Raw genomic sequence first — 26067 nt, forward strand, 5'->3', positions numbered from 1 at the left:
GCCGAACGCGGCACCGCCGAGCACGAGGGCGCCGGTCGTGGCGAGGGTGATGGAGGTTTTCAGGCTCTTGCGCATGGTGATCGTTTCCTTTGCTGAGGTGTCGCGCTCGGCGCGGCTGCTGTGTGCGCGCCGAACACACCCTGGTGCAGGGTGGAGAACCAGCAATGTGCGGCTGGTGAGCGCTCCGGGTGTTTCCCGGTCTGTGCAGGTGATTCGGGGGCCTCCGGCAAAAGGTTTGGACCGATCTGTCCTCGTTACCGGTCTGTGACCTTCGCGCCCTGGACGCGACCAGCGGACGGACGGGAGGCCCGGTGCCAGCTGGCACCGGGCCTCCCGTCCGTCGTCCACGTGGGTTCAGAACGCCTTGCCGGGATTCAGGGTGCCCTCCGGGTCCAGGGCGTCCTTGACGGCACGGTGCATCGCGAGGACCCGCTCGCCGAGCTCCTGCCGCAGGCCCGGCAGCTTGAGCAGGCCGACGCCGTGCTCACCCGTGACGGTGCCGCCGAGTGCCAGGCAGTCCGCGACGATCTGGTCGAACGCCTGCTTCGCGCGGGCCTTCGCGGCCTCGTCGCCCTCGGGAGCGATGATCAGCGGGTGCAGGTTGCCGTCGCCAGCGTGCGCGATGTTCGCGATGGTGACGTCGTGCGCTGCCGCAGTCGCCTGGATCCGTCGGAGCATCTCGGGCACCGCGCTTCGGGGCACGCAGATGTCCTCGGTGAGCACCGGGCCGAGCCGCTCGAGTGCCGGGTACGCGAGTCGCCGTGCCTGGAACAGTCGGTCGATGTCGTCGGGGTCCGTGGCGCGCTCGACGTCGGTGCCGCCGGCCTGCGCGAAGACGGCTGCGACCTGGTCGGCGAGCTCGTCCCCCGCGGCACCACGCTCGTCGACCCGGGCAAGCAGCAGGGTGTCGACGTCGGACGGCAGCCCGAGGTGCATCCAGTCGTCGACGGCCCGCAGGCAGGTCCGGTCCACGATCTCGAGTGCGGCGGGGATGATCCCGGCACGCGAGATCGCGGCGACGGCGTCCCCGGCGGTGCTGAGCGAGGGGAAGTACCCGATCACAGCACGTTCGTCGCGTCCGGCCAGGGGGAGCAGCTTGACGGTGACCGACACGACGATGCCGAGCGTGCCCTCGGACCCGACGATCAGGCCGGCCAGGTCGTACCCGGCGACGCCCTTCGCCGTGCGGCGCCCGAGCTCCACCACGGAACCGTCGGCCAGCACCACGGTCATCCCGAGCACGTAGTCGCGGGTGACGCCGTACTTCACGCAGCAGATCCCGCCGGCGTTCGTCGCGACGTTGCCGCCGATCGTCGAGATCGCCGAGCTCGCCGGGTCCGGCGGGTACCAGAGTCCGTGCTCCGCGACGGCAGCCCGCAGTGCGTCGTTGACCACACCGGGCTGGGCGATGGCGTAGCGCTCGTCGGTGTTCACCTCGAGCACCGCGTCCATCAGCTCGAGGGACAGGACGACCGATCGGGCCATCGCGTTCGCCCCGCCGGACAGCCCGGTCCCGGCGCCGCGCGGCACGACCCGCACGCCGGCGGCTGCCGCCCACCGGACGGTGGCGACGACGTCGTCGGTGCTGCGTGCGAGGACGACGGCGAGCGGTGCGGTGGAGTCGGCCCACTCGGCGTCGTCGTGGCGGTACCGCTCGAGCGACGCCGGGTCGCGGAGGACCTGGTCCGGCTCGAGCAGGTCGTCGAGGGCGGCTGTGTCGACGGCGTGACTGACGGTCATCGGTTCGGGGGTCCTTCCGGGCGCGGCGGTGCGGCGCCGACGACGATACCGCGCTGAGTGGACGACCCGTGTCGCCTGCCAGGGACGCCGGACGACGGTGAGGCACGCGGCGGATCCGTCGCGGTGAGCAAGGAGGCCCCATGTACTTCCACGCACAGACCTGGATCAACGAGATCGCTGACGGCGAGCCCGACCCGACAGCCGCCAACGCCCTGCAGGAAGGGCTCGGCGGGCAGTTCGGCGAGATGCGCACGATGATGCAGTACCTGTTCCAGGCGATGAACTTCCGCGGCCCGGCGGCCAAGCCGTACCGCGACCTCATCCAGGGCGTCGGCACCGAGGAGATCAGCCACGTCGAGCTCATCGGCACCACGATCTCCCGCCTGCTCGACGGCTCGCCCGAGTACACCGGCAAGCTCACCGACCCGCTCGACAAGCCGGGTGCGAAGGGTGCGACGCCGCTCAGCATCGCGCTCGACACGAGCAACATCCACCACTACCTCGTCGGCGCTCAGGGCGCCCTGCCGGTCGACTCGGCCGGCAACCCGTGGAGCGGCAGCTACGTCTACAACTCCGGCAACCTGCCGCTCGACCTGCTCTACAACCTGATGCTCGAGTCCACCGGTCGCCTGCAGAAGTGCCGGATCTACGAGATGACGGACAACCCCACCGCGCGCAGCACCGTCGCGTACCTGATCGTCCGTGACCAGGCGCACGAGAACGCGTACGCGAAGGCGCTCGAGACCCTCGGCGTCGACTGGAAGACCCTGCTGCCGATCCCGAAGACGAACGCCGAGCGGTTCCCGGAGGTCAAGGAGCTCCTCGACCTCGGGCTGCAGAGCAAGCAGTACAGCTTCGACCTCGACGGGGCGTCCGAGGCTGGCAAGATCTTCCGCGGGGCGTCCCCGTCGAAGGACGGCACGGACCTGACGGCGACCGAGCAGGCCCCGGCCGGCGTGCCGTCGTTCATCGCTCCGGAGCGACTCGAGGAGTTCGCTCCCGGGCTCGACGCCGACCTGCTGGCACTCATCCAGCAGACCGCCGAGCTCGAGCTCGACGCCGTCGAGGTGAGCACGTACGGGCCGGTGGCCTGAACCTGCGCGGGCTCGCGGATCAGTCGAGGCAGAACTCGTTGCCCTCGACGTCCTGCATCACGATGCAGGACTCGTTGACCTGATCCGCGAGCATGCGGCGGAACTGCGTCGCGCCGAGCGCGACGAGGCGAGCGCTCTCCGCATCGAGCGCTGCGAGACGTTCCTCGCCGACAAGACCGGTGCCGACCCGGACGTCCAGGTGCACGCGGTTCTTCACCGTCTTGCCCTCGGGCACCCGCTGGAAGAACAGCCGCGGCCCGACGCCCGTCGGGTCGACGCACGCGAAGGCGGAGTCCTGGTGCTCGGGCGGGAGCGAGGCGTTGAACGCATGCCAGTCGTCGAACCCGGGCGGGGGAGCAGGGACCTCGTAGCCGAGGACCTCGCACCAGAACCGGGCGACCCGCTCCGGCTCGGCGCAGTCGAACGTCACCTGGACCTGTCGCACCGTTGCCATGCGCGCCAGGGTAGGCGCGCGGCGCGGGTCGCGCGCACCCGTTCTGCGACGCTCCACGAGTCGTTCGACGCGTGCACCGTCGGAACACTCGTGTTCCGACGCCGGAACAGAAGTGTAAGTCAGTGCTTCCCGCGGAGGCGACCGATGCCGAGGACGATCGCCACGACGACCATGCCGAGGACGACACCGGCGACCGCCGAGACCGCGGTGTCGACGATCCACGTGATGACCGGGCCTGTTGCCTCGATCGCGTGCTCGATCGTGTGCAGCAGGTCGTACGGGCCGTGCCAGAAGGTCTCGGCGAGGTTCGCGATGACCAGGTGCCCGCCCACCCAGAGCATGGCCACGGTGCCGATGACGCTGATGACCCGGAAGACCGTCGGCATCGCCCGCACGATCCGCGCTCCTGTGCGACGGGTCCGGCGGACCGAGTTCTTCATCATCTGCAGACCGACGTCGTCGATCTTCACCAGCAGGGCCACCGCGCCGTAGACGACCGCGGTCATGACGAGCCCGATCACGATGAGTGCACCGAGTGTCGGCCAGAGCCCGAGGTCGGGGTCGAGACCGGCCAGGGCGATGAGCATGATCTCGGTGCTCAGGATGAGGTCGGTCCGGATGGCGCCGAACACGAGCTTCGGTTCGGTGACCGAGTCGGTGGAGCCTGCGCCGTGGTGGACACCGAACCACTCGGTGACCTTCTCCGCACCCTCGAAGCACAGGTACGTCCCGCCGATGAGCAGGAGGTACGGCAGCACCCAGGGCGCGAACGCGGTGAGCAGCAGCGCCAGCGGGATGATGATGATGAACTTGTTGAACAGGCTGCCGAGCGCGATGCGCCCGACGACCGGCAGTTCCCGGGCCGGCGCGAGTCCCTGCACGTACTGCGGAGTGACCGCGGCATCGTCGATGACGACCCCGGCGGTCTTCGCGCTCGCCTTCAGGGCCGCGGAGAGGATGTCGTCCACCACGGCGAGCAATCCGACTGACATGACTTCGTTCTCCGCTCGTCCGGGCCTGTGACGGTGCTCAGCGTAGTGGGCGCGGCCGACCCTGAACGCCGCCGGGGCACCGTCCGTAGGCTGAGGCCATGGCTGACTTCACCGCTGCACAGGCCGCCGTCGTGCGGATCGAACGCGCCGAGGAGGGGCGTTGGGACCTCACGGTGATCAGCGACTCGGGCGTGAAGATGGGGCACGGCGTGTACCTGTTCGACGCTGCGCACGACGACGCCGAGGACGAGCAGGCCGCCGCACTCGACTTCGTGCGCGACTACGGCTTCCGCTTCGAGCGCGACGCCGTGCAGGCTGACGGCCCGGATGCCCTCTGGGCGCCGCTGCTGCCGTCCGACCAGCAGTAGCCGACTACAGGGACGCGATCAGCCGCTCGACCCGCATCCGGATGTCGTCGCGGATCGGGCGGACCTGCTCGATCCCCAGCCCGGCCGGGTCGTCGAGGTCCCAGTCCTCGTAGCGCTTGCCGGGGAACACCGGGCAGGCGTCCCCGCAGCCCATGGTGATGACGACGTCCGACTCGCGCACGGTCTCGGCCTCGAGCACCGCCGGCCGGGCGTCGGCGATGTCGATGCCCTGCTCGGCCATGGCCTGCACGGCGACGGCGTTGACCTGGTCGGCGGGCTCGCTGCCGGCGGAGAACACCCGGACGCTGTCACCGGCGAGGTGCTGCAGCCACCCCGCGGCCATCTGCGAGCGTCCGGCGTTGTGGACGCACACGAACAGGACGGCGGGGCGGTCGGTCATGCGCCCATCATCCCAGCGCTGACGCCTCGAACCCGATCAGCCACGTGACACCGAACGCGTCCCGCACGGTGCCGTCCCAGTCGCCCCACGGCCGTTGCTGCAGGGCGTCGACGACCGTGCCGCCCTCGGCGAGCGCGTCGAACCACCGCCGCAGCACGTCGGGTTCGTCGGCCCCGAGGAGCGAGAACAGCAGGCCGGTCGCCGCGAACGGCTCGTCGGTCTCGCTCGCGTCGGCGGCGAAGAGCTGCAGCCCGCCGGTGAGCTGTCCGTGGGCGACCGCGTCGGCGGGGCCGTCGGTCCGTGAGAAGTCGGCGTAGGTCGCGATCTGGACCTCGCCGCCGAAGACACCCTGCCAGTGCTCGAGTGCCTGCCTGGCGGTGCCGGCGAACTGGAAGTACGGCGACGGTCCGGTGACGTTCATGCCCGGACGATACCGCTGGACGACGGCGCGCGTCCGCTCGTCAGGCGCTCGGTGCGATGCCGTCGAACGCGCGTCGCAGGATCGCGGCCGCGTCGGGGTCGTTGCCCGTGGCCCAGGTGGTGATCGCCACGTCGAAGCAACCGAGGGCTGCCTGCACGAGGACCCGTGCGCGCAGGTCGGCGTCCGGCCCGTGGAGCTGCTCGACGACGAGGGGCGTCAGGACGTCCGCCCAGGCCTGGTGCTTCTCGAGGTTCCGTGCGCGCAGTGACGCCGTGCTCGTCATCACGCGGACGGACCGTCGACCGGTCTCGGGGTCGTCGGTGCTGCCGCGCTCGAGCATCTCGGCGAAGGCCTCGCGCAGCGCGGGCCACACCGGTTGGGTCGTCGACAGTGACCGGAACGCCTCGGCGAGGGCGTCCCGGTGTCGCGCGGGGTCGCCGATGACGGCGTCCTCCTTCGCGGGGAAGTACCGGTGGAAGCTCCGCGCCGAGATCCCCACCTCGGCGGCGACCTGTTCCACGGTGACGTTGTCGAACCCGTCGGTGTCGAACCGCTCGAGGGCCACGGCCGCGATGCGCGCGCGGACGGCATCGCGGGTGATGTCCCGCAGGCCGGTTCGCACGTCGCTCACGGGGCCGATCGTACCGCGACGTCACCTTCGGTCCAAGTTGTCAGACTCTGACAGTAGTGGCGTACAGTGCCACTCGCATGACCACCACACGTCACGAAGGGACGGCACCATGCAGCAACGCACCCTCGGCCGACAGGGCCTCACCGTCAGCGCCATCGGCTACGGCGCCATGGGCACCACGTTCGCGTACGGACCCGGCGACGACACCGAGTCCGTCGCCGCGATCCGGCACGCCCACGAACTCGGCGTCACGCACTTCGACACGGCCGAGCTGTACGGCTGGGGGACCGGCGAGCGGCTCCTCGGCGCGGCGCTCGCCCCGATCCGCGACGAGGTGACCATCGCCACGAAGTTCGGGTTCACGCCCGAGGCCTACGCACCGGACTCCCGACCGGAGCACATCCGGCAGGTGGTGGACGCGAGCCTGCAGAACCTCGGCACCGACTCGATCGACCTGCTCTACCAGCACGTCCACGACCCGGCTGTCCCGATCGAGGACGTCGTCGGCGTGATGCAGGAGTTCGTGCAGGCCGGCAAGGTCCGGTACCTCGGCCTGTCGAACACCGATGCCGACCAGATCCGCCGTGCCCATGCGGTCCACCCGATCTCGGCGTTCCAGACCGAGTACTCCGTCTTCTCGCGGGAGTCCGAGGCGCTCTTCCCCCTCGTCGACGAGCTCGGCATCGGCGTCGTCGCCTACTCGCCGCTGGCGCGCGGGTTCCTGAGCGGTGCCGTGCAGCCGGCGAGCGCCTACGCGGCCGACGACATCCGCCAGCAGCTCGAGTGGTGGGCGCCGGAGCACTTCGACGCGAACGTCGCCGTCGTCGCCGCACTCACCGAGATCGCCGACGCGAAGCGCGTCTCGCTCTCGCAGCTCGCGTTGGCCTGGATCCTGGCGAAGCGCGCCGACCTGGTCCCGATCCCCGGATCGCGCAACCCCGGACGCGTCGCCGAGAACGTCGCCGCCGCCGACGTGCGGCTCACTGACGACGAGGTGGCGCGCATCGACGCGCTGTCGCGCGACGTCCGTGGGAAGCGCGCGATGGGCTGAGCCCGGCCGGGTGCCGGACGGGAGGCCCGTGGCACGCCCGCCACGGGCCTCCCGTCCGTCCGGTGGTCGTGTCCAGGGCGCGTCTCAGGCGAGCAGGGCGAGTGCGCGGTCCACGACGTCCTCCGGTCGGCCGTCGCCGTGCAGCGCCCACCAGGTGAGGGCCGCGCTCGCCGCGGCCGCCAGGGCGTGCGCGCGCACCGACACCGCGAGGTCGTCGGGCGTCGCGCCGTCCCGCTCGGCCACGAACCGGACGATCGCGTCGGTCAGGGTCGTGACCGTGGCCGCGCCGACGTGCTCGAGCGAGGGGTTGGCGCGGATGACACGGAGTCGGTGGCGGGTGACCTCGACGGCGTCGTCGGGGAAGGTCGCGCCGATCCGGTAGGCGGCACGCAGGGCGACCGACGACGACTCCGTGGACGGCCGCTGTCGGAGCGCGTCACCGAACCGCGAGGCGAACTCGTCGAGCCCGCCCCAGACGAGCGTCGCCTTGTTCGGGAACAGCCGGAACAACGACCGGCGGCTCACGCCGGCAGCTGCGGCGACGTCGTCCATCGACACGGCGTCGAAGCCCTGCTCGTCGAACAGCCGGAGCGCCACGAGGGACACCGCGTCCGGGTCGATCGTGCGGGGGCGTCCCGTCGGTCGATCGCTCGTCGGCCGGTCGCTCGTCGGGCGCATGGAGTCCTTTCGGCACTGAGTGCTATAACCATCGTGGCGCAGCGAGCGCCTCTCAGTGAGGAGACGACATGACCGACACCACCGCCGGACGTTTCACCGGCAGGACCATCATCGTCACCGGGGCGGGTTCCGGCATCGGACGCGCCACGGCGACGCGCATCGCGAACGAGGGCGGGCGGGTGATCGCGACCGACGTCGTCGCCGACCGCCTCGACGCGCTCCGCTCCGAACTCGAGGGCCTCGAACTCGAGACCGTCGTCGGCGACGTCGCCGCCACCGAGACCATCGACGCACTCATCGCGGCAGCGGGCGATCGCATCGACGGACTGGCGAACGTCGCCGGCATCATGGACGCCTTCCTGCCGCCGAGCGAGGTCGACGACGCCACCTGGGACCGCGTCTTCAGCGTCAACGTCACCGGACCGATGCGCCTCACCCGCGCCGTCCTGCCGCACATGATCGCCGCCGGCCGCGGCGCCGTCGTGAACGTCGCCTCCGAGGCCGCACTCCGTGCCTCGGCAGCGGGTGCCGCGTACACGGCGTCGAAGCACGCGATCGCCGGGTTCACCAAGAGCGTGGCGTTCTTCCACGGGCCGCAGGGCATCCGGGCAAACGCGGTCGCGCCGGGCGCGGTCGCGACGAACATCGAGGCGCCGATGCGCAGCGAGTACGCCGCCAGCCGGGTCGGCCCCATCATGCAGGTCGCCATCCCGCCGGTGGCGCAGCCGGAGCAGCTCGCAGCGGCCATCACCTGGCTGCTCAGCGACGACTCCGCCAACGTGAACGGCGCCGTGCTGCCGAGCGACGGTGGGTGGTCGGTCGTCTGAGGCGGGACGCGCCGCCTACACTGCCGACATGACCGAGGTCCCCGTCGCGCGCTCCGAGTGGGGCCGGTTCGCCCCCGACTCCGTCGAACGCCGGATGCTCGAGCACACCGGCACCGCCCTCGGCCTCGTCCTCCGCCCGCGCACCGTCGTGCTCGACCGCGCCCGCGTCGAGGTCGAGGGCATCGACGCCGCCGACCGCGTCGTCGTGCAGCTCGTCGCGAACCAGGGCGCCTACAAGCCCGCCTGGCGCAACAAGGTGATGGCGGACCTGTTCAAGCTGCTGTGGCTGCGGCAGTCGGTCCCCGGCGTGGAACGAGCAGTGCTCGTCGTCGCCGAACCCGCGGCGAGGGCGCTCGCCGGGTGGGTGGCGGTGGCCGCCGAGGACCTCGGCGTCGAGGTGCTCGTCTGGGACGGCCAGACCGCGGTGCCCTCGCCGCGCTGAGCCCAGTCGACCCGACCCGCGCACTCGTTCACACGTTCGCAACACATGTGGTCCGACTCCGTAACACGGGCGCCCTAACCTCATCACCAGCAGCGGATTTCCGCGTCGCAGACCAACCCGAGCTCGCGACGCACGCTCTCCGCCATACGAGACCGAGCCTGCGTGCTCGCCGACGGTATGGAGGAACGGATGACCACATCAGCGGTCCGCGTGGACGCGGTGCGCAAGGTGTACGGCAGCGGCCCGAGCGCCATGGTCGCGCTCGACGACGTCGAGTTGACCATCGAGCCCGGGAAGTTCGTGTCGCTCATCGGCCCGAGCGGCTGCGGGAAGTCGACGCTGCTCCGCCTGGTGGCCGGGCTCGAGCCCGCCGACCGCGGTGACGTCCGGGTGCACGGTGTCACGCCGGCCCAGGCCTGCGCGGCGAAGCTCATCGGACTCGTGCCCCAGGCACCGGCGCTGCTGCCCTGGCTCACCGTGCTGCAGAACGTGTCGCTCGCCGGGCGCGTGAACCCGGGTGCCGGTCGCCGCCGCGCCGCCATCGAGGACCTCGAGGAGCGCAGTACCGGCACCGGCCCGGACATGCGCGAACTCCTGCGGATGGCGGGACTCGGCGAGGCGATGGACAAGCTCCCCGCACAGCTGTCCGGCGGCATGCAGCAGCGTGCCGCGATCGTCCGTGCCTTCGGCCTGCGCCCCGACGTCCTGCTGATGGACGAGCCGTTCTCGGCGCTCGACGAGTTCACCCGCGAGAGCCTGCAGGACCAGCTGCTCGACCTGTGGGACGAGCTGCGCACGACGGTGCTCTTCGTGACGCACTCGGTGTCCGAAGCCGTCCGGATGTCGGACACCGTCGTCGTGATGGCGCCGCGCCCCGGCCGGATCGTCGACGTCATCGACATCGACCTGCCCCGCCCGCGCAACCAGCGGCTGTTCGAGGAACAGCGGTTCCACGAGTACGAAGACCTGGTCCGGACCCGGTTGCACAGCGCCTGGCGCATGACCGATGCGGCCTGAGGGAGACGGGACGATGAGCGCCACCACCACCTCCACGCCCGCCGCGACCGCCACCACGGCCGACGCCGAGCGACGCACCGCCCGCCGACCGGTGCCCGGTTGGCTCCGACCGACCGTCTGGTTGCCCCTCGTCGTGATGCTCGCCGTCCTGTCGGTGCTCTGGCAGATCGGCGCGACGGCGATGCCGTACCTGCTGCCGCCGCTGCCCGCGGTGGGGGAGACCTTGGCCACGCAGCTGCCCTACTACCTGCAGAACGCCGGCATCACCCTGGCGGAGTCGCTCGTCGGCCTGGCCATCGGGTTCCTCGCCGCCTTCGTGCTCGCGGTGCTGACGAGTGAGCTGCCGATCGTCCGCCGTGCGGTCATGCCGATCGCCATCGTGCTGAACGTCACGCCCCTCGTCGCGATCGCCCCGGCCCTGGTGGTGGCGTTCGGGTTCGGGCCGCTGCCGAAGCTCGTCATCACGGCGCTCATCTGCTTCTTCCCGATCCTGATCAACACCGCCGCAGGCCTGCGGTCCGTGCCGCAGCCCGTGCTGCAGGTGTACAAGACGATCGATGCCTCCCGGTTCGAGATGCTCGTGCACCTGCGGATCCCGAACGCCCTGCCGTTCGTGTTCGCGGCACTCCGGATCGTGTTCCCGCTGTCGATCATCGGCGCGGTCGTCGCGGAGCTGTCCGCCTCGGGTTCGACCGGCGGCCTCGGCACCGTGATCAGCACGGCGTCGTCGATGAACCAGCTCGACGTCGTCTACGCGGCGATCGCGATCCTCGCGGTGATGGGCGTGGTCCTGCTCGGACTCATCACGGTCGTCGAGCGCCGTGTCCTGCACTGGCACCGCACCGCGAACGACTGACGCGCGGTCCGCCGGCCGCACCATGCGGCCGCCCCGCGGCCCTGCCGCACCACCCGCCGGCGCGAGCCTGCCCGCGCGACGTCAGCCGCGCCTCCAGGCCGACGTCCGGCGACCCACCGACCCACCCGCACCCGCCCTGCACCACCCATCCCTTCCCACAGGAGTGACCATGCAGCACAGCACCATGCAGCACCGCACCAAGGCCGCACTCGCGGCCCTCGCCACCGCCGTCGTCGCCCTCGCGCTCACCGGCTGCAGCACCGGCTCGAGCGCCGGCACCACCTCGTCCGAGGGCAGCGCGATCTCGGCCGAGCGGTGCAAGGAGAACCAGGACGCCGGCAAGATCACCTACCTGTCCGGCTACCAGTACCAGTCGTCGGCGTCGATCCTCGAGTACATCGCGGCGGACGAGCTCGGCTACTTCAAGGACCTCTGCCTCGACGTGACCCTGAAGCCGGGCTCGGGTGACACCGCCCAGAACACGAAGCTCCTCGCCAGCGGCCAGGCCACCGTGTCCGCCGTCGCCGAGCAGGACCTCATCCAGGCCCGCGCGAACGGCATCGACATCACCGGGATCTCGTCGTACTCGAACGCCGGCCTCGACGTCCTGATGACGAACAAGGACATCACGAAGCTGCCGCAGCTCGACGGCCAGGTCGTCGGCCACAAGGGCTACGTCCCCGCCTCGGTCCGGGCGATGATGGAGAAGGCCGGCGTCGAGTGGGACTCCCTCACGCTCGTCAAGGAGGGCTACGACCCGTCCGTCCTGCCCCGCAAGCAGAACGGCCTCGAGGCGCTGACCGGCTTCGTGTCGAACGAGCCGAACCTGCTCAAGGCCGCCGGTGACGACGTCACCGTCTGGCAGCCCGTCGACTACGACATCCCCTCGTCGATCGGCGCGATGGCCGTCAACCCCGCCTTCGCGAAGGCGCACCCGACCGCGGTCGAGGACGTCCTGCGCGCAGCCCTGCACGCCTACGACTTCTGCTCCGCGAGCGAGGCGAAGACCAAGCAGTGCGTCGGGTACGCCGCGAAGCTGTCCGGCGCCACCTACGACACCGCCCAGAACACCAAGATCTGGACCACCGAGACGAAGGTCATCGCGGACAACCCGACGCCGGACCAGCCGCTCGGCGGGATCGACCCGGAGAACGTGACGAAGCTCGTCGACATGCTGCACCAGTTCGACATCGTCAAGAGCTCGGTGACCGCCGACGACGCGAAGAGCTGGTTCACGAACGAGTACATCGACGCCATCACGAAGGACGGCGAGACCGTGTGGCCGGCACCGTGAGCGCCATCGTCACCGAGTGTTCCGCAACGACCAGAAAGGCGGCGTGAGATGCCCGCGAAGGAGTACGGGATCTTCCTCCCGATCGGCAACGGCGGGTGGATGCTCTCCACCACGGCACCCCACCCCGAGGCGACCTACGCGTGGAACAAGCGCGCGGCGCTGCACGCCGAGACGATCGGCCTGGACTTCGTGATGTCGATGGCGAAGTGGCGCGGCTTCGGCGGCTCCACCGACCACTGGGGTCGCTCCCTCGAGTCGATGACGATGATGGCCGGCATCGCCGAGGCCACCGAGCGGGTCAAGATCTGGGCGACCATGCACGCCAACGTCCACAACCCGGCGGTCGCCGCGAAGATGTACACGACGCTGCAGGACGTCTCCGGCGGCCGGGCCGGCATGAACATCGTCAACGGCGCCTACGCGGCGGAGTTCGAGCAGTTCGGGATCTGGGACGCGGCCCTCAGCCACGCCGACCGGTACCGGATGACGGAGCTCTGGACCGAGGCGGTCACGCGCCTGTGGACCGAGGACAGCGTGACGATGCACACGCCGTACTTCGACCTCGACGCGTGCGAGTCCCGCCCCCACCCCGCATCGCGGCCGACCATCATCAGCGCCGGCAAGTCCGAGGCAGCCCGGGCGTTCCAGGCGAAGCACGCCGACGGCGCATTCCTGGCAGCGGACAGCCTGGACGAGATGCGCGACCTGTCCCGCGACGTCCACGACCGTGCCGCCGCCGAGGGACGCGAGTGCCGCACCTACTCGATGCTCACGGTCGTGCAGGGCGAGACCGACGCCGCCGCGCAGCGGAAGGTGCGCGAGTGGGGTGCCGGCGTCGACCGCGAGGCACTGGCCTCGATGCGGGCGTCGTGGGGCGTCCCCGCCGAGCAGGCGCGTGCCTGGGCGGACGGTGCTGCCGGTGAGGACGCGTTCCAGACCGCGTACGTCGCCGGGTCCGCCGAGACCGTCACCGAGCACATCGAGTACATCGTCGACCGGGGCGAGCTCGACGGCCTGATGCTGATCTTCCCCGAGTACGACCAGGACATGGTGCTGTTCGGGGAGACCGTCCTGCCGGCGCTCCGCCAGCACGACGCGGCGGTCGTCCGGTGACCGGGGGACCCGACGCGGGTCGCGACCCGCGGCTCGCGCAGTTGCTGTCTGCTCCGCTCCGCCCCGCGCTCGTCGTCGTCGACGTGCAGTGTGACTTCGGTGAGCCGGCGCGGATCGCCCCCTACGGACTCGACGACCGCGCGTCCGTCGCGGTGGACGCCGCCGTCACCCGCATCGGCTCGCTCGTCGACGAGGCCCGCGCAGCGGGCGTCCCCGTCGTCTGGGTCGAACTCGGCAGCGACCCGGCGCGGCCGTGGCGCTCCAGCACGTGGCTGCGCGGCGGTGACCCGGACGGCCCGATGCCGGACGACGAGCCCTGCCGGATCGGCACGGAGGGCGCCGAGTGGTACCGCACGGCGCCCGCCCCCGGCGAGACACGCGTCGTCAAGCGCGGCTACAGCGGGTTCCTGGGCACCGACCTGGAGGCCCGGCTCACCGCCGCAGGGATCGGCTGGGTCACCGTCGTGGGACTCACGACCGAGTGCTGCGTCCTCGCCACCGCACAGGACGCGATGCAGCTCGGCTGGCCCGTGGTGGTCCCGCAGGACGCCACCGCCGCGTACGACACCGACGTGCACGACGCCGCACTCACCCTGATCGACCTCAACGTGGGCGTCGTGACCGACGCCGACGAGACGGTCGCGCTGTGGCGCGCGGCGGCTGACGCTGCTGCGTCTGCGTCTGCGTCTGCGTCCGGGTCCGCGTCTGCGTCTGCGTCTGCGTCCGTTTCGCCGGTGGGTGCCCGATGAGCGGCATGCACCTGGCCTACGACCTGTCCTTCACCCACACCGAGGGGCGGTGGGCAGCGGCCGGCAGCTGGGTCGGCCAGGACTTCCCCGACGTCCGCATGTACATGGAGGTCGCCCGGACCGCCGAGCGCGCAGGCGTGGACATGCTGTTCTTCGGCGACGGGTCCGGTGTGCCGAGCACGTGGCGCGGCAGCATCGACCCGGCCGTCGAGTGGGGCATCCAGTGGCCCCGGCAGGACATGTCGCCCGTGATCGCCGCGATGTCCACCGTCACGGAGCACATCGGGTTCGGGCTCACCTACTCGTCCACGTTCACCCACCCCTTCTCCGTCGCCCGACTGCTCAACTCGCTCGACCACGTCACCGGCGGGCGGATGGCGTTCAACGTCGTCGCCTCGTCGCGGGGCGCGGACGCGGCGAACTACGGGTCCGACCACCTGATCGACCACGACCTGCGGTACGAACGGATGGAGGAGTTCATCGGCGTCTGCCGTGCGCTCTGGGACTCCGTCGCCCCCGACGCGATCGTCCGCGACCGCGCGACCGGCCGGTTCGCCGACCCGGCCGGGGTGCACCCCATCGACCACGACGGCCGCTTCTTCAAGGTGCGCGGCCCGCTCGCGAGCGTCCCCAGTCCGCAGCGGCACCCCGTCGTCGTGCAGGCCGGCAACTCGCCGCGCGGCATCGCCGCCAGTGCGTCGTTCGCCGACCTGGTGTTCGGGTTCGGGTCGAGCGTCGCCGGACAGCTCCGGCACCGGAACGCCCTCGACGCAGCGCTCACCGACGCCGGTCGGGACCCGTCCGGCGTCGGGATCCTCTGGGCGACCCAGGTCATCGTCGGGGCCACCGACGCCGAGGCCGCCGCCCGCCGTGACTCGCTGCTGTCGTTCTGGAACCGCGAGGCCGTCGGCACCTTCATCTCGCACAACGCCGGGTACGACTTCTCCACGCTCCCGGAGACGTTCCGCCTCGGCGAGCTGCGCGACGAGATCGTCGCCGCGCAGGCGAGCCCGGCCGGCCTGGTCGGCAGCCTGGTCGCCGAGTTCGGCGAGGACCACACCATGGACCGCGACGACTTCTTCGAGCACGGCTGGCGTGCCGCGACGGGCCTCGACCACATGCTGGTCGGCGACGCCGCGGGGGTCGCCGACGCCCTGCAGGAGAACTTCGCGGCCACCGGCGGACGCGGCGGCTACATGCTGTCCAGCCCGCTCGGCATGCCCACCGGGTTCGCCGACCTGAGCGAGCTGCTCGTACCGGAGCTGCGTGCCCGAGGTGCCCTGGCACCGCGGTACCCCGGGTCGACGCTCCGCGAGAACCTGGCGGTGTGAGGTGACCCCGGCCCGTCGGTGGCTCGCGCTCGGCGGGCTCTGCCTCGGCTTCTTCATGCTGCTGCTGGACAGCACGATCGTGTCCGTCGCCCTGCCGGACATCGGCAGCGACCTCGGCACCGACGCGTCACTGTCGGTCTGGGTGAACAGCGCCTACCTGTTCGCGTTCGCCGTGCCGCTCCTCGTCGCCGGACGGCTCGGCGACCGCTTCGGGCACCGCCGGGTCTACCTGCTCGGGCTCGCGGTGTTCACCGTCGCGTCGGTCGGGTGCGCGTTCGCACCGGGGATCGGCGCGCTCATCGTCTGGCGCGCCGTGCAGGGCGTCGGTGCGGCGCTGCTGACACCCCAGTGCCTGACCGTGATCCGCTCGTTGTTCGAACCACCCCGGCTCGCCGTCGCGCTCGCCGTCTGGAGCGCCGGTGGCGGTGCGGCGACCGTCGCCGGCCCGATCGTCGGCGGCGTGCTCGTCGAGGCGTGGGGGTGGCCGTCGGTCTTCCTGGTGAACGTGCCCGTCGGCATCGTCACCGCCATTGCCGTGCTGCGGTTCGTGCCGGTGTCCCGGCGCATCGCGGTGCCCCTGCCGGTACTCGCCGTCGTCGGGGTGACCGCCGGGGTGTTCGCGGTGGTCGTCGGTGTCCAGGGCACGGGCGACGGCGTCCTCGCCGCACCCCTGCCGCGGGTCGGTCTGGTGGTGCTCGGCGCACTCGTCGTCGCCGCGGTCCTCACGGTGCAGCGCCGCGCGGGGGACCGGGCGCTCGTCCCGCTCGGGCTGTTCCGCGACCGCGGGTTCGTGACCGGCTCGTGGGGCGCGACCGCGGCGTCGTTCTGCGTCGGGTCGGCCCCGATCCCGCTCATGCTCGACCTGCAGGACGGACGTGGTCTCGGACCCGGCGCCGCGGCCCTCGTGCTCGTGCCGATGGGGGTCGCCTGCCTGGCCGCCGCACCGTTCGTCGGCCGCACGACGAACACCGCGGGCCCCCGTGCAACGGCGACCATCGGCGCCGTCCTGCTCGTCGTCTCGGTGGCACTGACCGCCGTGCTCATCGGGACCGCCGCACCCCTCTGGGCAGTGGCGACGGCGTTCACCGGCTTCGGGGTCGCGAACGCGTTCGTCTGGTCCCCGTTCTCGCTCGCGGCGGTGCTCGGCGCCGGATCGGCGACCATCGGTGCGGCGTCGAGCACCTTCAACACCGTGAAGCAGCTCGGTGCCGTCCTGGGCAGCACGGTCACCGCCGTGCTGCTCGCGGTGTCGACCGACGCGGTGGCCCTCGGTGCCCTGGCGCTGGCGGCCCTCGGGGCACTCGTGGCGGCGGCGTCCCTGCCAGGGCGAGCGCCGGCGGTCCTGACCGGCGCGGTCGTGCACGGCGCCGGGGTCGGGCACGGGCTCGGGTTCCCGACCGCCAACCTGCTGCCAGACGACGCGGGCGCTGTTCCGTCGGACGGGGTCTACGTCGGCTGGCTCACCGCGCCGACCTGGTCCGGTGCCCGTAAGGCGCTCGTGTCGATCGGCAGCAACAGCACCTTCGCCGACCGGCCGCGCACCGTCGAGATCCACGTGCTCGACTTCGACGGCGACCTGTACGGCACCCCCGTCGAGCTCACTGTCGGCCGTCGGCTCCGGCGGCAGCGCACGTTCCCCGGGCCGGACGCCCTCGTCGCCGCGATGCGTGCCGACGAGCGCCGTGCCCGCACCCTGCTCGCCCGCTCCTGAACGAAGGAACCACCATGCAGCACGACTTCACCGACGACCCGTTCGACATCCGCGAGGCGATCGCCGAGGTCCCCTCCGTCGTGGCCGCCATCGCCGCGCGGGTCGACGGCGTGCCGGTCGTCATGGTGGTGACGTCGTTCACCGTCGGGGTCTCGTACGACCCGCCGCTCGCGACGATCGCCGTGCAGCACTCGTCGACGACCTGGCCGGACCTGGCCGGTGCGCCGGTGCTCGGCATCTCCGTGCTCGCCGAGGGCCACGCCGAGCAGACCCGTCAGCTGGCCTCCCGCGATCGGTCGCAGCGACTGGTCGGCGTGCCGTCCACGGACACCGGGGCGGGAGCGATCCTGCTCGACGGCGCGCACTCGTGGCTGGAGTGCTCGGTCGAGGCCGTCCACCGTGCGGGCGACCACGACATCGTGGTGCTGCGGGTGCTCCGCTTCGCCCGCGACCGCGCCAACGCCGCGCTCGTGTGGCACCGGCCAGCTCGGCGGCGAGCAAGCGTCGCCACCGCCTGACGTTCTTTCCCAGAACGCGTGCGATGGGAAGCGGAATCGGGCGCACCTGGTCAGAAGTTCCGACCCGGTACGCCCGAAACGACTCGGTACGCTCCGCGCGGCGGCCCGCACGACCCCGTCAGGAGGCCAGCGCCGCCATCTCGCGCACCACGGCCCGGAGCCGCACCGCGAGCTCGTCGTTGTTCCGCACGGAGTCGCGGTGGGCGGCCTCGCTGAGCGCCGACATCACGAGCGTCACCGCCGTGCGAGCGGTCTGGTCGTCGGTCCTGGTGCCCACGACGCTGAGCAGGGACTGGCGCGACTCGGCCATCCACTGCATCACCATCGACGACATCTCGGGCCGGAGGACCAGCAGCTCCTTCATCCGGCGGCGGTCCTGGGACAGCGGTACGGTCGCCGCGACGAGGGTGCAGAGGTCGTCGACCAGGCCGCCACGAGCCTCGGTGAACCATGCTGCGGAAGGCTCCGGGACCTCGACGGAGTCGAGTCCGAGGGCGGCGTGCGCCTTGGACGAGAAGTAGTTGAAGAAGGTGCGAGGCGAGACGTCGGCATCGGCGCAGATCTGCTCGATGGTGACGCCGTCCAGCCCGTGCGCGGACACCAGCGTCAGGGCCGCGTCGTGCAGCGCCTGCCGGGTCTGCTGCTTCTTGCGCTCCCGCAGGGTGCACGGCTCCGTCGCCACTGCAGCTGCCGGGGTGGTGATCACGTGGACTCCTGGTGGTGGTGGGGGTTGGTGGGCCGCCCGTGCCGGAAAGGGGGCACGGCACGGACGGCCCGGTCGGTCACCGACGGTGCGTCGGTGTGGATCCGGTCGAACCCGATCCGGTCGGCACGGACCCGGTCATCGGACCGGTGAACGAGCCGGCGTCGGCAGCGGCAGCGCCGGCTTCGGCCTCGAGCTGGGCCTCGGCGGACAGGTCGGCACGCTCCTGCAGGGCGGAGCGCTGACGCAGCGGCGGCACCCGGAAGAACCAGGTGAGCACGAACGCGAGCAGGATCACGCCGAGGCCGACCCAGTAGATCGTCACCGACGAGGCGTTGAAGCCCGCCATGAACGGCCGGGTCAGGCGGCTGTCGGCACCGGTCAGGAACGAGGTGTCGTTCGTGCTGGTGGCGCTGTCGCTCGTGGTGTTGCCGTCGTCGATCTTCTTCGCGAGCTCCGGGGTGAGCTCGTCGACCCAGTACGAGCGCTGCGAGGCGTTCGACCAGTCGACGGACACGGTGCCGTCCTGCACGCTGGCGTGTGCCTGGTCGGCGACCTGCTCGAGCGCGGACTGCTCGGCCGCCGGCGTCGCCGCTGCGACCTGCTGGTCGATGACGGACTGGGCCGAGGCGGCGGGGACCGCACCGGCGGCGACCTGCTGCTGCACGGCTGCCGTGACCTGCTCGGTGACCGCGGCGTCGGCGGCCTGCGTCGCCTTCGCCGAGGCAGCGTCGAGCTGCGACTGCACGGTCTTCGTGAGCGGGGTGACGACGGGCGTCCAGATCTTGTCCATGGCGCCCTGGTTCGCCTTCGCGCTGGCGACGGTGGGGTTGAGCGCGGCGTCGAGCGCCGGACCGAGGTCCTTCTCGTTCGCCGTGGCCGTCAGGATGTTCGCCGGCATCACCGAGAACAGGATGGAGAGCAGGACCGCGGTGCCGAGCGTTCCACCGATCTGCCGGAAGAACGTGGCGGACGACGTGGCGACGCCCATGTCACGGGCCTCGACGGAGCCCTGCGAGGCCAGGGTCAGCGACTGCATGACCGACCCGAGGCCGAGGCCGATCAGGAACATGCCGATCATCAGGAACCAGAGCGGCTTGTCGATCGACATGAAGGTCAGGACGACGTAGCCGGCGGACACGAGCGCGGTGCCGATGACCGGGAAGATCCGGTAGCGGCCGACGCGGGCGACGATCTGACCACTCGTGATCGAGGCGATCATGAGTCCGCCGACCAGGGGCAGCGTGGCGAAGCCGGACTCGGTCGGGGTGAGCCCCACGACGATCTGCAGGTAGAGCGGGATGGTGAGCATCGCACCGAACATCGCGAAGCCGACCAGGAACCCGATGACGGTCGCCATCGAGAACGTGCCCGAGCGGAAGAGCTTGAGCGGGATGATCGCCGCGTCGCCCATCTTCGACTCGATGAGCAGCAGCCCGACCAGGCCGACGACCCCGACGACGTAGCAGGCGATGGCGGCGGGGGAGCCCCAGCCCCAGATGCGCCCCTGTTCGGCGACGAGCAGCAGCGGCACGAGGGTGACGATGACGGCGGTCGCGCCCCACCAGTCGACCTTGGGCTTCGCGTCGTCGGCACTGTGCACCTTCGGCAGGTGCAGGAAGACGATGACCATGAGGAGCGCCGCGACGCCGATCGGCACGTTGATCAGCAGGACCCAGCGCCATCCCGTGATCCACAGGATCTCGGAGGAACCGGCGAGCAGCCCACCGATGAGCGGCCCGATGACGGACGAGATGCCGAACACGGCGAGGAAGTAGCCCTGGTACTTGGCACGTTCGCGCGGGGCGAGGATGTCACCCATGATCGCGAGCGGCAGCGACATGAGCGCACCGGCACCGATGCCCTGCACGGCGCGGAAGGCCGCGAGCATGAGCATCGAGGTGGACATCGACGACAGGACGGCGCCGAGGATGAACACGACGATGCCGAAGATGTAGAGGGGCCGGCGGCCGAAGATGTCGGAGAGCTTGCCGTAGATCGGCGTCGCGATCGTCGAGGTGATCAGGTAGGCCGTGGTGACCCAGGCCTGCTGGTCGAGGCCGTGCAGGTCGTCGCCGATGGTGCGGATCGCCGTGCCGAACACCGTCTGGCCGAGGGACGACAGGAACATGCCCGCCATCAGGCCGTAGATCACCAGGAGGATCTGGCGGTGGGTCATCAGGGGCTGCGGGCCGGTCCCGCCGGAGGCTGCTGGGGCCTCGGCGGTGTGCCGACCGTGCTGCACCTGGACGGGTGCGGTGGCGGTCATCGAACTCCTTTTTCGTGCTGTGTAACTTTGCAGACCGCGCAACGATACATCTGTTGCTTCCAGCAAGCAACTAAATGTGCCCACTACGCTGGCCCCATGTGCGACGACCGGCGTGCCGCCGAGCGACTCCTGCGATCCCAGCTCGACCGGCTGTGGGTCCGGCAGACCCTGCGTTCCTCGCTCATCGAGTCCAGCGGCGGCCTCGACCCGACCGCGCGGGTGATCCTGCGAGCCGTCGCCGGTCACGGACCCGTCCGTGCGACCGCGATCGCCGACGCGACGGGCCTGTCCCGCCCGGTGATCAGTCGCCGGGTGGCGTCGCTGGTCGAGGCCGAGCACCTGGTCGGCTCGCCGGACCCCGCCGACGGCCGAGCGACCCTGGTCTCGCTCGCACCCGCGGGCAAGCAGTTGCTCGACCAGCTCGACGCCGCCGGCGCCGAGGTCTTCGACGACCTCACCGAGGAGTTCGCCTCGGACGAGCTGCGCTCGCTCGCCGAGATGCTCACGCGACTGAACGACCGGGCCGACGCGGTCCTCGGGATCGGCACCACGCGCCCGTGACGTGACCAGCAAGAGGACGGGAGGCGCGGGGCGGGCCCGCCTCGTTCCTCCCGTCCGCACGCCCCCCGGTCACTGCGGAGCGTGCATTCGAGATACCGTTGGTGTATGAGCACGGACACCGCCACCACCACCGAGACCACCGACGAGGGGCCCGTGGTGACCTTCGCCGATCTCGGCCTGAGCGATGCTGTGCTCAAGGCCGTCAAGGACATCGGCTACGAAACCCCTTCCGCCATCCAGGAAGCCACCATCCCCACGCTGCTCGACGGCCGCGACGTCGTCGGCCTCGCGCAGACCGGAACCGGCAAGACCGCCGCCTTCGCGCTGCCGATCCTGTCCCGCATGGAGCCCGGCAGCAAGAAGCCGCAGGCCCTCGTGCTGTCCCCGACGCGCGAGCTCGCCCTGCAGGTGTGCGAGGCGTTCGAGCAGTTCGCGTCGCACATGAAGCACGTCCACGTCCTGCCGGTCTACGGCGGTCAGGCGTACGGCGTGCAGCTGTCCGCCCTGCGCCGCGGCGTCGACGTCATCGTCGGCACGCCCGGTCGCATCATGGACCACCTGGCGAAGGGCACGCTCGACCTGTCCGAGCTGAAGTACCTCGTGCTCGACGAGGCCGACGAGATGCTCAAGATGGGCTTCGCCGAGGACGTCGAGACGATCCTGGCGGACACCCCCGACGACAAGCAGGTCGCCCTGTTCTCCGCGACCATGCCCGCCCAGATCCGCCGCATCTCGCAGCAGTACCTGACGGACCCGGCCGAGATCACCGTCAAGACCAAGACCAAGACCGCCGCGAACATCACGCAGCGCTACCTGATGGTCTCGTACCCGCAGAAGGTCGACGCCCTGACCCGCATCCTCGAGGTCGAGGACTTCGAGGGCATGATCATCTTCGTCCGCACCAAGAGCGAGACCGAGACCCTGGCCGAGAAGCTCCGGGCCCGTGGCTACGCCGCAGCCGCCATCAGCGGTGACGTCGCCCAGGCCCAGCGCGAGCGGACCGTCAACCAGCTGAAGTCCGGCAAGCTCGACATCCTCGTCGCCACCGACGTCGCCGCCCGTGGCCTCGACGTCGACCGCATCACGCACGTCGTGAACTACGACATCCCGGTCGACATCGAGTCCTACGTGCACCGCATCGGCCGCACGGGTCGTGCCGGCCGCTCGGGTGACTCGATCAGCTTCGTCACCCCCCGCGAGCGTCGCCTGCTCTCCGCGATCGAGCGCCACACGAAGCAGCCGCTCACCCAGATGCAGCTGCCGACGATCGACGACGTCAACGAGACGCGCCTGACCCGCTTCGACGACGCGATCACCGCGGCGCTCGAGGACCAGGGTCGCATCGCTGCCTTCCGCGACGTCATCGCGCACTACGTCGAGCACCACGACGTCCCCTCGGACGACGTCGCCGCCGCCCTGGCCGTCGTGGCGCAGGGCGACTCGCCGCTGCTCCTGACCGCAGCCGACGACGCACTCCGGACCCAGATGGAGCGCGACGCCCGCCGTGGCGAGCGCGACGACCGCGGTGCACGTGACGACCGTGGGCCGCGCGGCGACCGAGGTGGCGACCGTGGTGGCGACCGGGACCGTGCGCCCCGCCGTTCGCAGCCGATGACCGCCTACCGCATCGAGGTCGGCCGCCGCCACCGCGTCGAGCCGCGCCAGATCGTCGGCGCCCTCGCCAACGAGGGCGGCCTGCGCCGCGACGACTTCGGTGCGATCCGCATCCAGCCGGACTTCTCCATTGTCGAGCTGCCCGCCGACATGGACGGCGGCGTGCTCGACCGCCTGACCGACACCCGGATCAGCGGCAAGCTCATCGAGATCAAGCCCGACCGCCGTGGTGGCGGCCGCCGCGACGAGCGTCCGGAGCGCAAGCCGCGCTACTGACGCGAGTCGCGTCGTCGACGCGAGTGGCGTCCTGAACGCGACCCCATCCTGACGGGAGGCACGGTGCCAGCTGGCACCGTGCCTCCCGTCCGTCGTCCGGTCGCGTCTCCCGCCGCGGCCGCCCCGCGTGCCGGCGGTGCGTCACCAGCCTTGCGGTGCGGGGAACCGCAGATCACGCTCGGATCCGTTCCCCTGGCGTCCGAGCGGTGCTGTGATACCTGGAGCCGTGACGCAGGGAGCCGCGGAGAAGGCAGGGGAACGAACGTGTACCGAGCACTCATCACCGTCGCAGCAGCGGCGGCGCTCGTCATCGGGGGAGTGGCGCCGGCGACGGCAGCCCCCTCGTCCTCGGCGCCCGGAGCGCCCACCACCGTCCGGGTCACCGGAGCCGGCGACAGCGCGACCGTGACCTGGGGCGCCCCGAAGTCGGGCGCGAAGGTGACCGGCTGGAAGGTCACGATCGCCCCCGCGCAGCACCAGCCCGGCAACGGCGTCGACCGGCTGCCGGCGAAGGCGCGGTCCGACCGCTTCGGTGACCTGACGCCGAAGACGACCTACAAGTTCTCGGTCCGAGCGATCGGCGCGAAGAAGTCCGGCCGCACGATCCTGGTCCGCTACACCACGCCGTCCGTGGTCGACACGACGCAGTCGCTGTTCGCCCTCGACGCATCCGGAAACGTCGTGCGCTTCGCCGAGGACGGTTCCGGCGCCGGGAAGGTCGTCGCGGCCAACGGGACGGGCTTCGCCGCGGACGACGTCGGCGACGTGTTCACCCCCTCGGCGGACCTGACCTCGATCCTGTTCCACCCCGCCGACGGCAGCGCGACGCGGACGCTGGCGACCGGGCTGCACCTGACCCCCGACCTGCGCTCCGACGTCGCCGGCAACCTGTACTGGATCGACTCGGTGACGGGGGCCGTGCAGAAGCTCGCCGTCGGCAGCTCCACCGCGACGACCGTGCTCGACCTGACTGCCACGGGCAGCGGCCAGCGGTTCTGGACCGTCACCCCCGACGGCAAGGTCGTCGCCGTCGGCGGTTCGCAGATCTCCCCGATCGTCGTGGGCACCGGCACGGCCGCACGGGCGATCACGCTCCCCGGCAGCTCCGGCGTCGGGTACCCCGCAGCGGTCCTCGCGGACTCGCACGGCAACGTGTACGTCGACATCCGTTCTCCCGGTGGCGCCGGCTCGTGGGCCTGGTACCAGCTGAAGCCGGGCGCCACGGCGCTGACGCGGATCGAGCCCCGGCTGGCGTTCGAGTACGCGGCCGCCAACGCCGACGGGTTCTCTCTGCTGCAGTCCGCCGAGTGGTGCAGCGCCCCCGCCGAGTACCCGACCAGCCCGGCCGGCTGCAAGGTCGACCGCACAATCCCGGACAAGCTCGTGGTCGGCTCCAGTGGGAAGTCCACCGTGGCGGTCTCCGGCATCACGGCGGGGTCGCGCGGGGCGAACACGGGTGCCGCCTCCGACGACGGCGACGTGTTCGCGAACGTCGACAGCGGGCCCTCGGCCGGGCTGTGGCGCGTGCCGGCCTCCGGCGGGGCTGCGCAGCAGCTGTCGTCGGCGCAGTACTCGCGGCTGCTGGTGATCTGACCGGCAGGCCGAGGCAGGACGGGGTGGGACGCAACGGCGCGTCCCACCCCGTCCTGTGTTCCGGGCGGGGGGGGGGGCGTCGTGCGGCGGGGTGGGGCGGGCGCGGGCGTCGTGCGGCGGGGCCCGCGGTTCCGAAATCTTGGAGTGTCGGCGCTCTTTCTGCCGCTCCGTGGAACCTCGGCGGCACACCGGCGGCGTGTTGTGGAACCTCGGCGCCACCCGGTGTCGCGGGGTGGGGGCGCGGGGTGGGGTGCAGGGTACGAGGTCCGAGGTTCCGAGATCTCGGAACCTCGGCGCGCTCTCGGCCGCTCCGTGGAACCTCGGCGGCACACCGGCGGCATGTTGTGGAACCTCGGCGGCGCCGCAGCCCGCCGCAGCCTGCAGCCCGCCCCCGCCGCCCGCCCCCGCAGCGCCCCCCAGCCCGCCTCACACCACCCCCACCACGGTCCGGCGACACACCTCGTCCCACGGGGTCGGCTCGATGCCGAACACCGCGCGACTCTCGGCATCGTCGACCACGTACGGCGCAGTCCACTGGTAGCTCATCTCGGCGAGCTCCCGCATCATCGGCGACACGAGCCCGAGCGCACGGATCGCCGCAGCGGGCATCCGGTGGACGGGCACGGGTGGCTTGCCGGCCGCGGCCAGCACCTCGGTCAGCGCCTGCCGCTGGGTACGAGGAGCGTTGCTCGGCACCATCCACGTGCGGCCGTGCGCGCGCTCGTCCGAGGCCGCCGCCACCAGGGTCCTGGCGACGTCGAGCACGTCGGTGAAGGTGTGTGGCAGGTCGGTCCTGCCGATCATCGTCACGGCCTTCCCCTGCAGTGCGGCCGGCAGCACCCGCGTGACGTGTCCGTTCGCCCCGATGCCCGGCCCGACGTAGTCCGAAGCGCGGACCTCGACCGTCCGGATGCGTCCGGCACGGTGCGCGGCCAGGGCGTCGGCCCACAGCCGTGCGCGGAGGATCCCCTTGTGGTCGGTCGCCGCGTCCGGTGTGTCGGCGCGCATCGGGCCGTCGACCGGGCCGTACGGGTACAGGTTCCCGGTGATGGCGTAGACGGCTCCGGTCCGCTCGGCAGCGGTCAGCATCGACGCCGCGAGCGGTGGCCAGGTGCGCTCCCACTGGGTGTAGTCGCCGGGGTTCGCGCAGTTGTACAGCACGGCGGCGCCGTCGGCTGCCCGGGTGAGGGCCTCGGCGTCGGAGGCGTCGAGCGCGAGGTGATCGACCCCTGACAGGCCGGTGTCCCGACCCGAGCGGGTGGCGACGGTGACGTGCTCACCGCGTTCGGCGAGCAGCGCGGCGACGTGGCGGCCCACCGGGCCGGCGCCGATGACGAGGTGGTTGTGCGACATGGTCCCTGCTT

The 26067-nt window shown here is 71.4% G+C and carries 26 protein-coding genes; 16 read left to right on the forward strand and 10 right to left on the reverse strand.

Annotated features, from left to right (window positions below):
• Positions 1 to 354 precede the first annotated feature (354 nt).
• Complete coding sequence (locus ACIPV1_RS09355) at positions 355 to 1740, reverse strand: FAD-binding oxidoreductase (RefSeq protein WP_402726255.1); 1386 nt, start codon at positions 1738 to 1740, stop codon at positions 355 to 357.
• A gap of 140 nt (positions 1741 to 1880) precedes the next feature.
• On the opposite strand from ACIPV1_RS09355, the gene ACIPV1_RS09360 reads away from it, so the two are divergent.
• Entirely contained in the window at positions 1881 to 2834 is a 954-nt protein-coding gene (locus ACIPV1_RS09360; RefSeq protein ID WP_402726256.1) for a manganese catalase family protein, read from the forward strand.
• 19 nt (positions 2835 to 2853) lie between these two features.
• Here the strand turns inward: ACIPV1_RS09360 and ACIPV1_RS09365 are convergent, their stop codons facing one another.
• Positions 2854 to 3288, reverse strand: a complete 435-nt coding sequence (locus ACIPV1_RS09365) for a VOC family protein (RefSeq protein ID WP_402726257.1) — start codon at positions 3286 to 3288, stop codon at positions 2854 to 2856.
• Between the two features lie 119 nt (positions 3289 to 3407).
• The gene (locus ACIPV1_RS09370; RefSeq protein ID WP_123294644.1) at positions 3408 to 4280 is read right to left on the reverse strand and encodes a DUF808 domain-containing protein; all 873 of its coding nucleotides are present in this window, start codon (positions 4278 to 4280) and stop codon (positions 3408 to 3410) included.
• A 98-nt stretch (positions 4281 to 4378) separates the two neighbouring features.
• On the opposite strand from ACIPV1_RS09370, the gene ACIPV1_RS09375 reads away from it, so the two are divergent.
• The gene (locus ACIPV1_RS09375) at positions 4379 to 4648 is read left to right on the forward strand and encodes a hypothetical protein (RefSeq protein ID WP_402726258.1); all 270 of its coding nucleotides are present in this window, start codon (positions 4379 to 4381) and stop codon (positions 4646 to 4648) included.
• Between the two features lie 4 nt (positions 4649 to 4652).
• On the opposite strand, the gene ACIPV1_RS09380 is transcribed toward ACIPV1_RS09375, so the two are convergent.
• The 3 genes from ACIPV1_RS09380 to ACIPV1_RS09390 are packed head-to-tail and all read right to left on the reverse strand — an operon-like array spanning position 4653 to position 6100.
• On the reverse strand, positions 4653 to 5048 hold the full coding sequence (locus ACIPV1_RS09380; protein ID WP_402726259.1) for an arsenate reductase ArsC: 396 nt from the start codon (positions 5046 to 5048) through the stop codon (positions 4653 to 4655).
• A gap of 7 nt (positions 5049 to 5055) precedes the next feature.
• Positions 5056 to 5469: a VOC family protein gene (locus ACIPV1_RS09385; RefSeq protein ID WP_123939127.1), complete on the reverse strand. Its 414-nt coding sequence runs from the start codon at positions 5467 to 5469 to the stop codon at positions 5056 to 5058.
• Positions 5470 to 5509: 40 nt separating this feature from the next.
• Entirely contained in the window at positions 5510 to 6100 is a 591-nt protein-coding gene (locus ACIPV1_RS09390) for a TetR family transcriptional regulator (protein ID WP_402726260.1), read from the reverse strand.
• Positions 6101 to 6209: 109 nt separating this feature from the next.
• On the opposite strand from ACIPV1_RS09390, the gene ACIPV1_RS09395 reads away from it, so the two are divergent.
• Positions 6210 to 7151, forward strand: coding sequence for an aldo/keto reductase (locus tag ACIPV1_RS09395; protein WP_402726261.1), 942 nt, complete (start codon positions 6210 to 6212; stop codon positions 7149 to 7151).
• An 84-nt stretch (positions 7152 to 7235) separates the two neighbouring features.
• Here ACIPV1_RS09395 and ACIPV1_RS09400 read toward each other — a convergent pair whose 3' ends face one another.
• Positions 7236 to 7829 carry a TetR family transcriptional regulator gene (locus tag ACIPV1_RS09400; RefSeq protein WP_402726262.1) on the reverse strand — a complete coding sequence of 198 codons (594 nt, stop codon included), beginning with the start codon at positions 7827 to 7829 and terminating at the stop codon, positions 7236 to 7238.
• A 68-nt stretch (positions 7830 to 7897) separates the two neighbouring features.
• On the opposite strand from ACIPV1_RS09400, the gene ACIPV1_RS09405 reads away from it, so the two are divergent.
• The 10 genes from ACIPV1_RS09405 (at position 7898) to ACIPV1_RS09450 (ending at position 17687) form a co-directional block, all read left to right on the forward strand.
• Positions 7898 to 8656: an SDR family NAD(P)-dependent oxidoreductase gene (locus tag ACIPV1_RS09405; RefSeq protein WP_159573985.1), complete on the forward strand. Its 759-nt coding sequence runs from the start codon at positions 7898 to 7900 to the stop codon at positions 8654 to 8656.
• A 28-nt stretch (positions 8657 to 8684) separates the two neighbouring features.
• On the forward strand, positions 8685 to 9098 hold the full coding sequence (locus ACIPV1_RS09410; protein ID WP_123939123.1) for a hypothetical protein: 414 nt from the start codon (positions 8685 to 8687) through the stop codon (positions 9096 to 9098).
• 189 nt (positions 9099 to 9287) lie between these two features.
• Positions 9288 to 10115: an ABC transporter ATP-binding protein gene (locus ACIPV1_RS09415; RefSeq protein WP_123294748.1), complete on the forward strand. Its 828-nt coding sequence runs from the start codon at positions 9288 to 9290 to the stop codon at positions 10113 to 10115.
• A gap of 13 nt (positions 10116 to 10128) precedes the next feature.
• A complete protein-coding gene (locus ACIPV1_RS09420) occupies positions 10129 to 10971 on the forward strand; it encodes an ABC transporter permease (protein ID WP_221182577.1) in 843 nt (280 codons plus the stop codon).
• A 169-nt stretch (positions 10972 to 11140) separates the two neighbouring features.
• Positions 11141 to 12265 (forward strand): ABC transporter substrate-binding protein, encoded by a 1125-nt coding sequence (locus ACIPV1_RS09425; protein WP_260155069.1) that lies wholly within the window; start codon positions 11141 to 11143, stop codon positions 12263 to 12265.
• A gap of 48 nt (positions 12266 to 12313) precedes the next feature.
• Complete coding sequence (locus ACIPV1_RS09430; RefSeq protein ID WP_111086881.1) at positions 12314 to 13378, forward strand: LLM class flavin-dependent oxidoreductase; 1065 nt, start codon at positions 12314 to 12316, stop codon at positions 13376 to 13378.
• On the forward strand, positions 13375 to 14127 hold the full coding sequence (locus tag ACIPV1_RS09435; protein ID WP_123939122.1) for a cysteine hydrolase family protein: 753 nt from the start codon (positions 13375 to 13377) through the stop codon (positions 14125 to 14127). Before ACIPV1_RS09430 ends, ACIPV1_RS09435 begins: the two co-directional genes overlap by 4 nt.
• Positions 14124 to 15458 (forward strand): NtaA/DmoA family FMN-dependent monooxygenase, encoded by a 1335-nt coding sequence (locus ACIPV1_RS09440; protein WP_123939121.1) that lies wholly within the window; start codon positions 14124 to 14126, stop codon positions 15456 to 15458. Before ACIPV1_RS09435 ends, ACIPV1_RS09440 begins: the two co-directional genes overlap by 4 nt.
• Before the next feature lies 1 nt (position 15459).
• Positions 15460 to 17169, forward strand: a complete 1710-nt coding sequence (locus ACIPV1_RS09445; protein WP_402726263.1) for an MFS transporter — start codon at positions 15460 to 15462, stop codon at positions 17167 to 17169.
• 14 nt (positions 17170 to 17183) lie between these two features.
• Entirely contained in the window at positions 17184 to 17687 is a 504-nt protein-coding gene (locus tag ACIPV1_RS09450) for a flavin reductase family protein (protein WP_402726264.1), read from the forward strand.
• A 118-nt stretch (positions 17688 to 17805) separates the two neighbouring features.
• Here ACIPV1_RS09450 and ACIPV1_RS09455 read toward each other — a convergent pair whose 3' ends face one another.
• Positions 17806 to 18393 (reverse strand): TetR/AcrR family transcriptional regulator, encoded by a 588-nt coding sequence (locus ACIPV1_RS09455; RefSeq protein ID WP_123939119.1) that lies wholly within the window; start codon positions 18391 to 18393, stop codon positions 17806 to 17808.
• 76 nt (positions 18394 to 18469) lie between these two features.
• On the reverse strand, positions 18470 to 20659 hold the full coding sequence (locus tag ACIPV1_RS09460; RefSeq protein WP_402726265.1) for an MDR family MFS transporter: 2190 nt from the start codon (positions 20657 to 20659) through the stop codon (positions 18470 to 18472).
• Positions 20660 to 20755: 96 nt separating this feature from the next.
• On the opposite strand from ACIPV1_RS09460, the gene ACIPV1_RS09465 reads away from it, so the two are divergent.
• The 3 genes from ACIPV1_RS09465 to ACIPV1_RS09475 all read left to right on the forward strand — a co-directional run bounded on the left by ACIPV1_RS09465 (position 20756) and on the right by ACIPV1_RS09475 (position 24703).
• Positions 20756 to 21220, forward strand: coding sequence for a MarR family winged helix-turn-helix transcriptional regulator (locus ACIPV1_RS09465; RefSeq protein WP_123294655.1), 465 nt, complete (start codon positions 20756 to 20758; stop codon positions 21218 to 21220).
• Positions 21221 to 21325: 105 nt separating this feature from the next.
• On the forward strand, positions 21326 to 23110 hold the full coding sequence (locus tag ACIPV1_RS09470) for a DEAD/DEAH box helicase (RefSeq protein WP_123939117.1): 1785 nt from the start codon (positions 21326 to 21328) through the stop codon (positions 23108 to 23110).
• Between the two features lie 264 nt (positions 23111 to 23374).
• Complete coding sequence (locus ACIPV1_RS09475; RefSeq protein ID WP_185094280.1) at positions 23375 to 24703, forward strand: fibronectin type III domain-containing protein; 1329 nt, start codon at positions 23375 to 23377, stop codon at positions 24701 to 24703.
• Between the two features lie 426 nt (positions 24704 to 25129).
• On the opposite strand, the gene ACIPV1_RS09480 is transcribed toward ACIPV1_RS09475, so the two are convergent.
• Positions 25130 to 26056 carry an NAD-dependent epimerase/dehydratase family protein gene (locus tag ACIPV1_RS09480; protein WP_123939115.1) on the reverse strand — a complete coding sequence of 309 codons (927 nt, stop codon included), beginning with the start codon at positions 26054 to 26056 and terminating at the stop codon, positions 25130 to 25132.
• Between the last annotated feature and the right edge of the window lie 11 nt (positions 26057 to 26067).

It is taken from the genome of Curtobacterium sp. NPDC089991 (assembly GCF_044748425.1).
In the GTDB taxonomy this organism is placed as follows: domain Bacteria; phylum Actinomycetota; class Actinomycetes; order Actinomycetales; family Microbacteriaceae; genus Curtobacterium.

Bases quoted from the DNA above. Each gene is read 5' to 3' on its own strand.
- ACIPV1_RS09385 (WP_123939127.1), bottom strand. From the start codon at position 5,469: ATGAACGTCACCGGACCGTCGCCGTACTTCCAGTTCGCCGGCACCGCC.
- ACIPV1_RS09380 (WP_402726259.1), bottom strand. From the start codon at position 5,048: ATGACCGACCGCCCCGCCGTCCTGTTCGTGTGCGTCCACAACGCCGGA.
- ACIPV1_RS09440 (WP_123939121.1), top strand. From the start codon at position 14,124: ATGAGCGGCATGCACCTGGCCTACGACCTGTCCTTCACCCACACCGAG.
- ACIPV1_RS09365 (WP_402726257.1), bottom strand. From the start codon at position 3,288: ATGGCAACGGTGCGACAGGTCCAGGTGACGTTCGACTGCGCCGAGCCG.
- ACIPV1_RS09420 (WP_221182577.1), top strand. From the start codon at position 10,129: ATGAGCGCCACCACCACCTCCACGCCCGCCGCGACCGCCACCACGGCC.
- ACIPV1_RS09450 (WP_402726264.1), top strand. From the start codon at position 17,184: ATGCAGCACGACTTCACCGACGACCCGTTCGACATCCGCGAGGCGATC.
- ACIPV1_RS09425 (WP_260155069.1), top strand. From the start codon at position 11,141: ATGCAGCACAGCACCATGCAGCACCGCACCAAGGCCGCACTCGCGGCC.
- ACIPV1_RS09465 (WP_123294655.1), top strand. From the start codon at position 20,756: ATGTGCGACGACCGGCGTGCCGCCGAGCGACTCCTGCGATCCCAGCTC.
- ACIPV1_RS09430 (WP_111086881.1), top strand. From the start codon at position 12,314: ATGCCCGCGAAGGAGTACGGGATCTTCCTCCCGATCGGCAACGGCGGG.
- ACIPV1_RS09480 (WP_123939115.1), bottom strand. From the start codon at position 26,056: ATGTCGCACAACCACCTCGTCATCGGCGCCGGCCCGGTGGGCCGCCAC.
- ACIPV1_RS09470 (WP_123939117.1), top strand. From the start codon at position 21,326: ATGAGCACGGACACCGCCACCACCACCGAGACCACCGACGAGGGGCCC.
- ACIPV1_RS09415 (WP_123294748.1), top strand. From the start codon at position 9,288: ATGACCACATCAGCGGTCCGCGTGGACGCGGTGCGCAAGGTGTACGGC.
- ACIPV1_RS09370 (WP_123294644.1), bottom strand. From the start codon at position 4,280: ATGTCAGTCGGATTGCTCGCCGTGGTGGACGACATCCTCTCCGCGGCC.
- ACIPV1_RS09405 (WP_159573985.1), top strand. From the start codon at position 7,898: ATGACCGACACCACCGCCGGACGTTTCACCGGCAGGACCATCATCGTC.
- ACIPV1_RS09460 (WP_402726265.1), bottom strand. From the start codon at position 20,659: ATGACCGCCACCGCACCCGTCCAGGTGCAGCACGGTCGGCACACCGCC.
- ACIPV1_RS09395 (WP_402726261.1), top strand. From the start codon at position 6,210: ATGCAGCAACGCACCCTCGGCCGACAGGGCCTCACCGTCAGCGCCATC.
- ACIPV1_RS09360 (WP_402726256.1), top strand. From the start codon at position 1,881: ATGTACTTCCACGCACAGACCTGGATCAACGAGATCGCTGACGGCGAG.
- ACIPV1_RS09410 (WP_123939123.1), top strand. From the start codon at position 8,685: ATGACCGAGGTCCCCGTCGCGCGCTCCGAGTGGGGCCGGTTCGCCCCC.
- ACIPV1_RS09400 (WP_402726262.1), bottom strand. From the start codon at position 7,829: ATGCGCCCGACGAGCGACCGGCCGACGAGCGATCGACCGACGGGACGC.
- ACIPV1_RS09355 (WP_402726255.1), bottom strand. From the start codon at position 1,740: ATGACCGTCAGTCACGCCGTCGACACAGCCGCCCTCGACGACCTGCTC.
- ACIPV1_RS09375 (WP_402726258.1), top strand. From the start codon at position 4,379: ATGGCTGACTTCACCGCTGCACAGGCCGCCGTCGTGCGGATCGAACGC.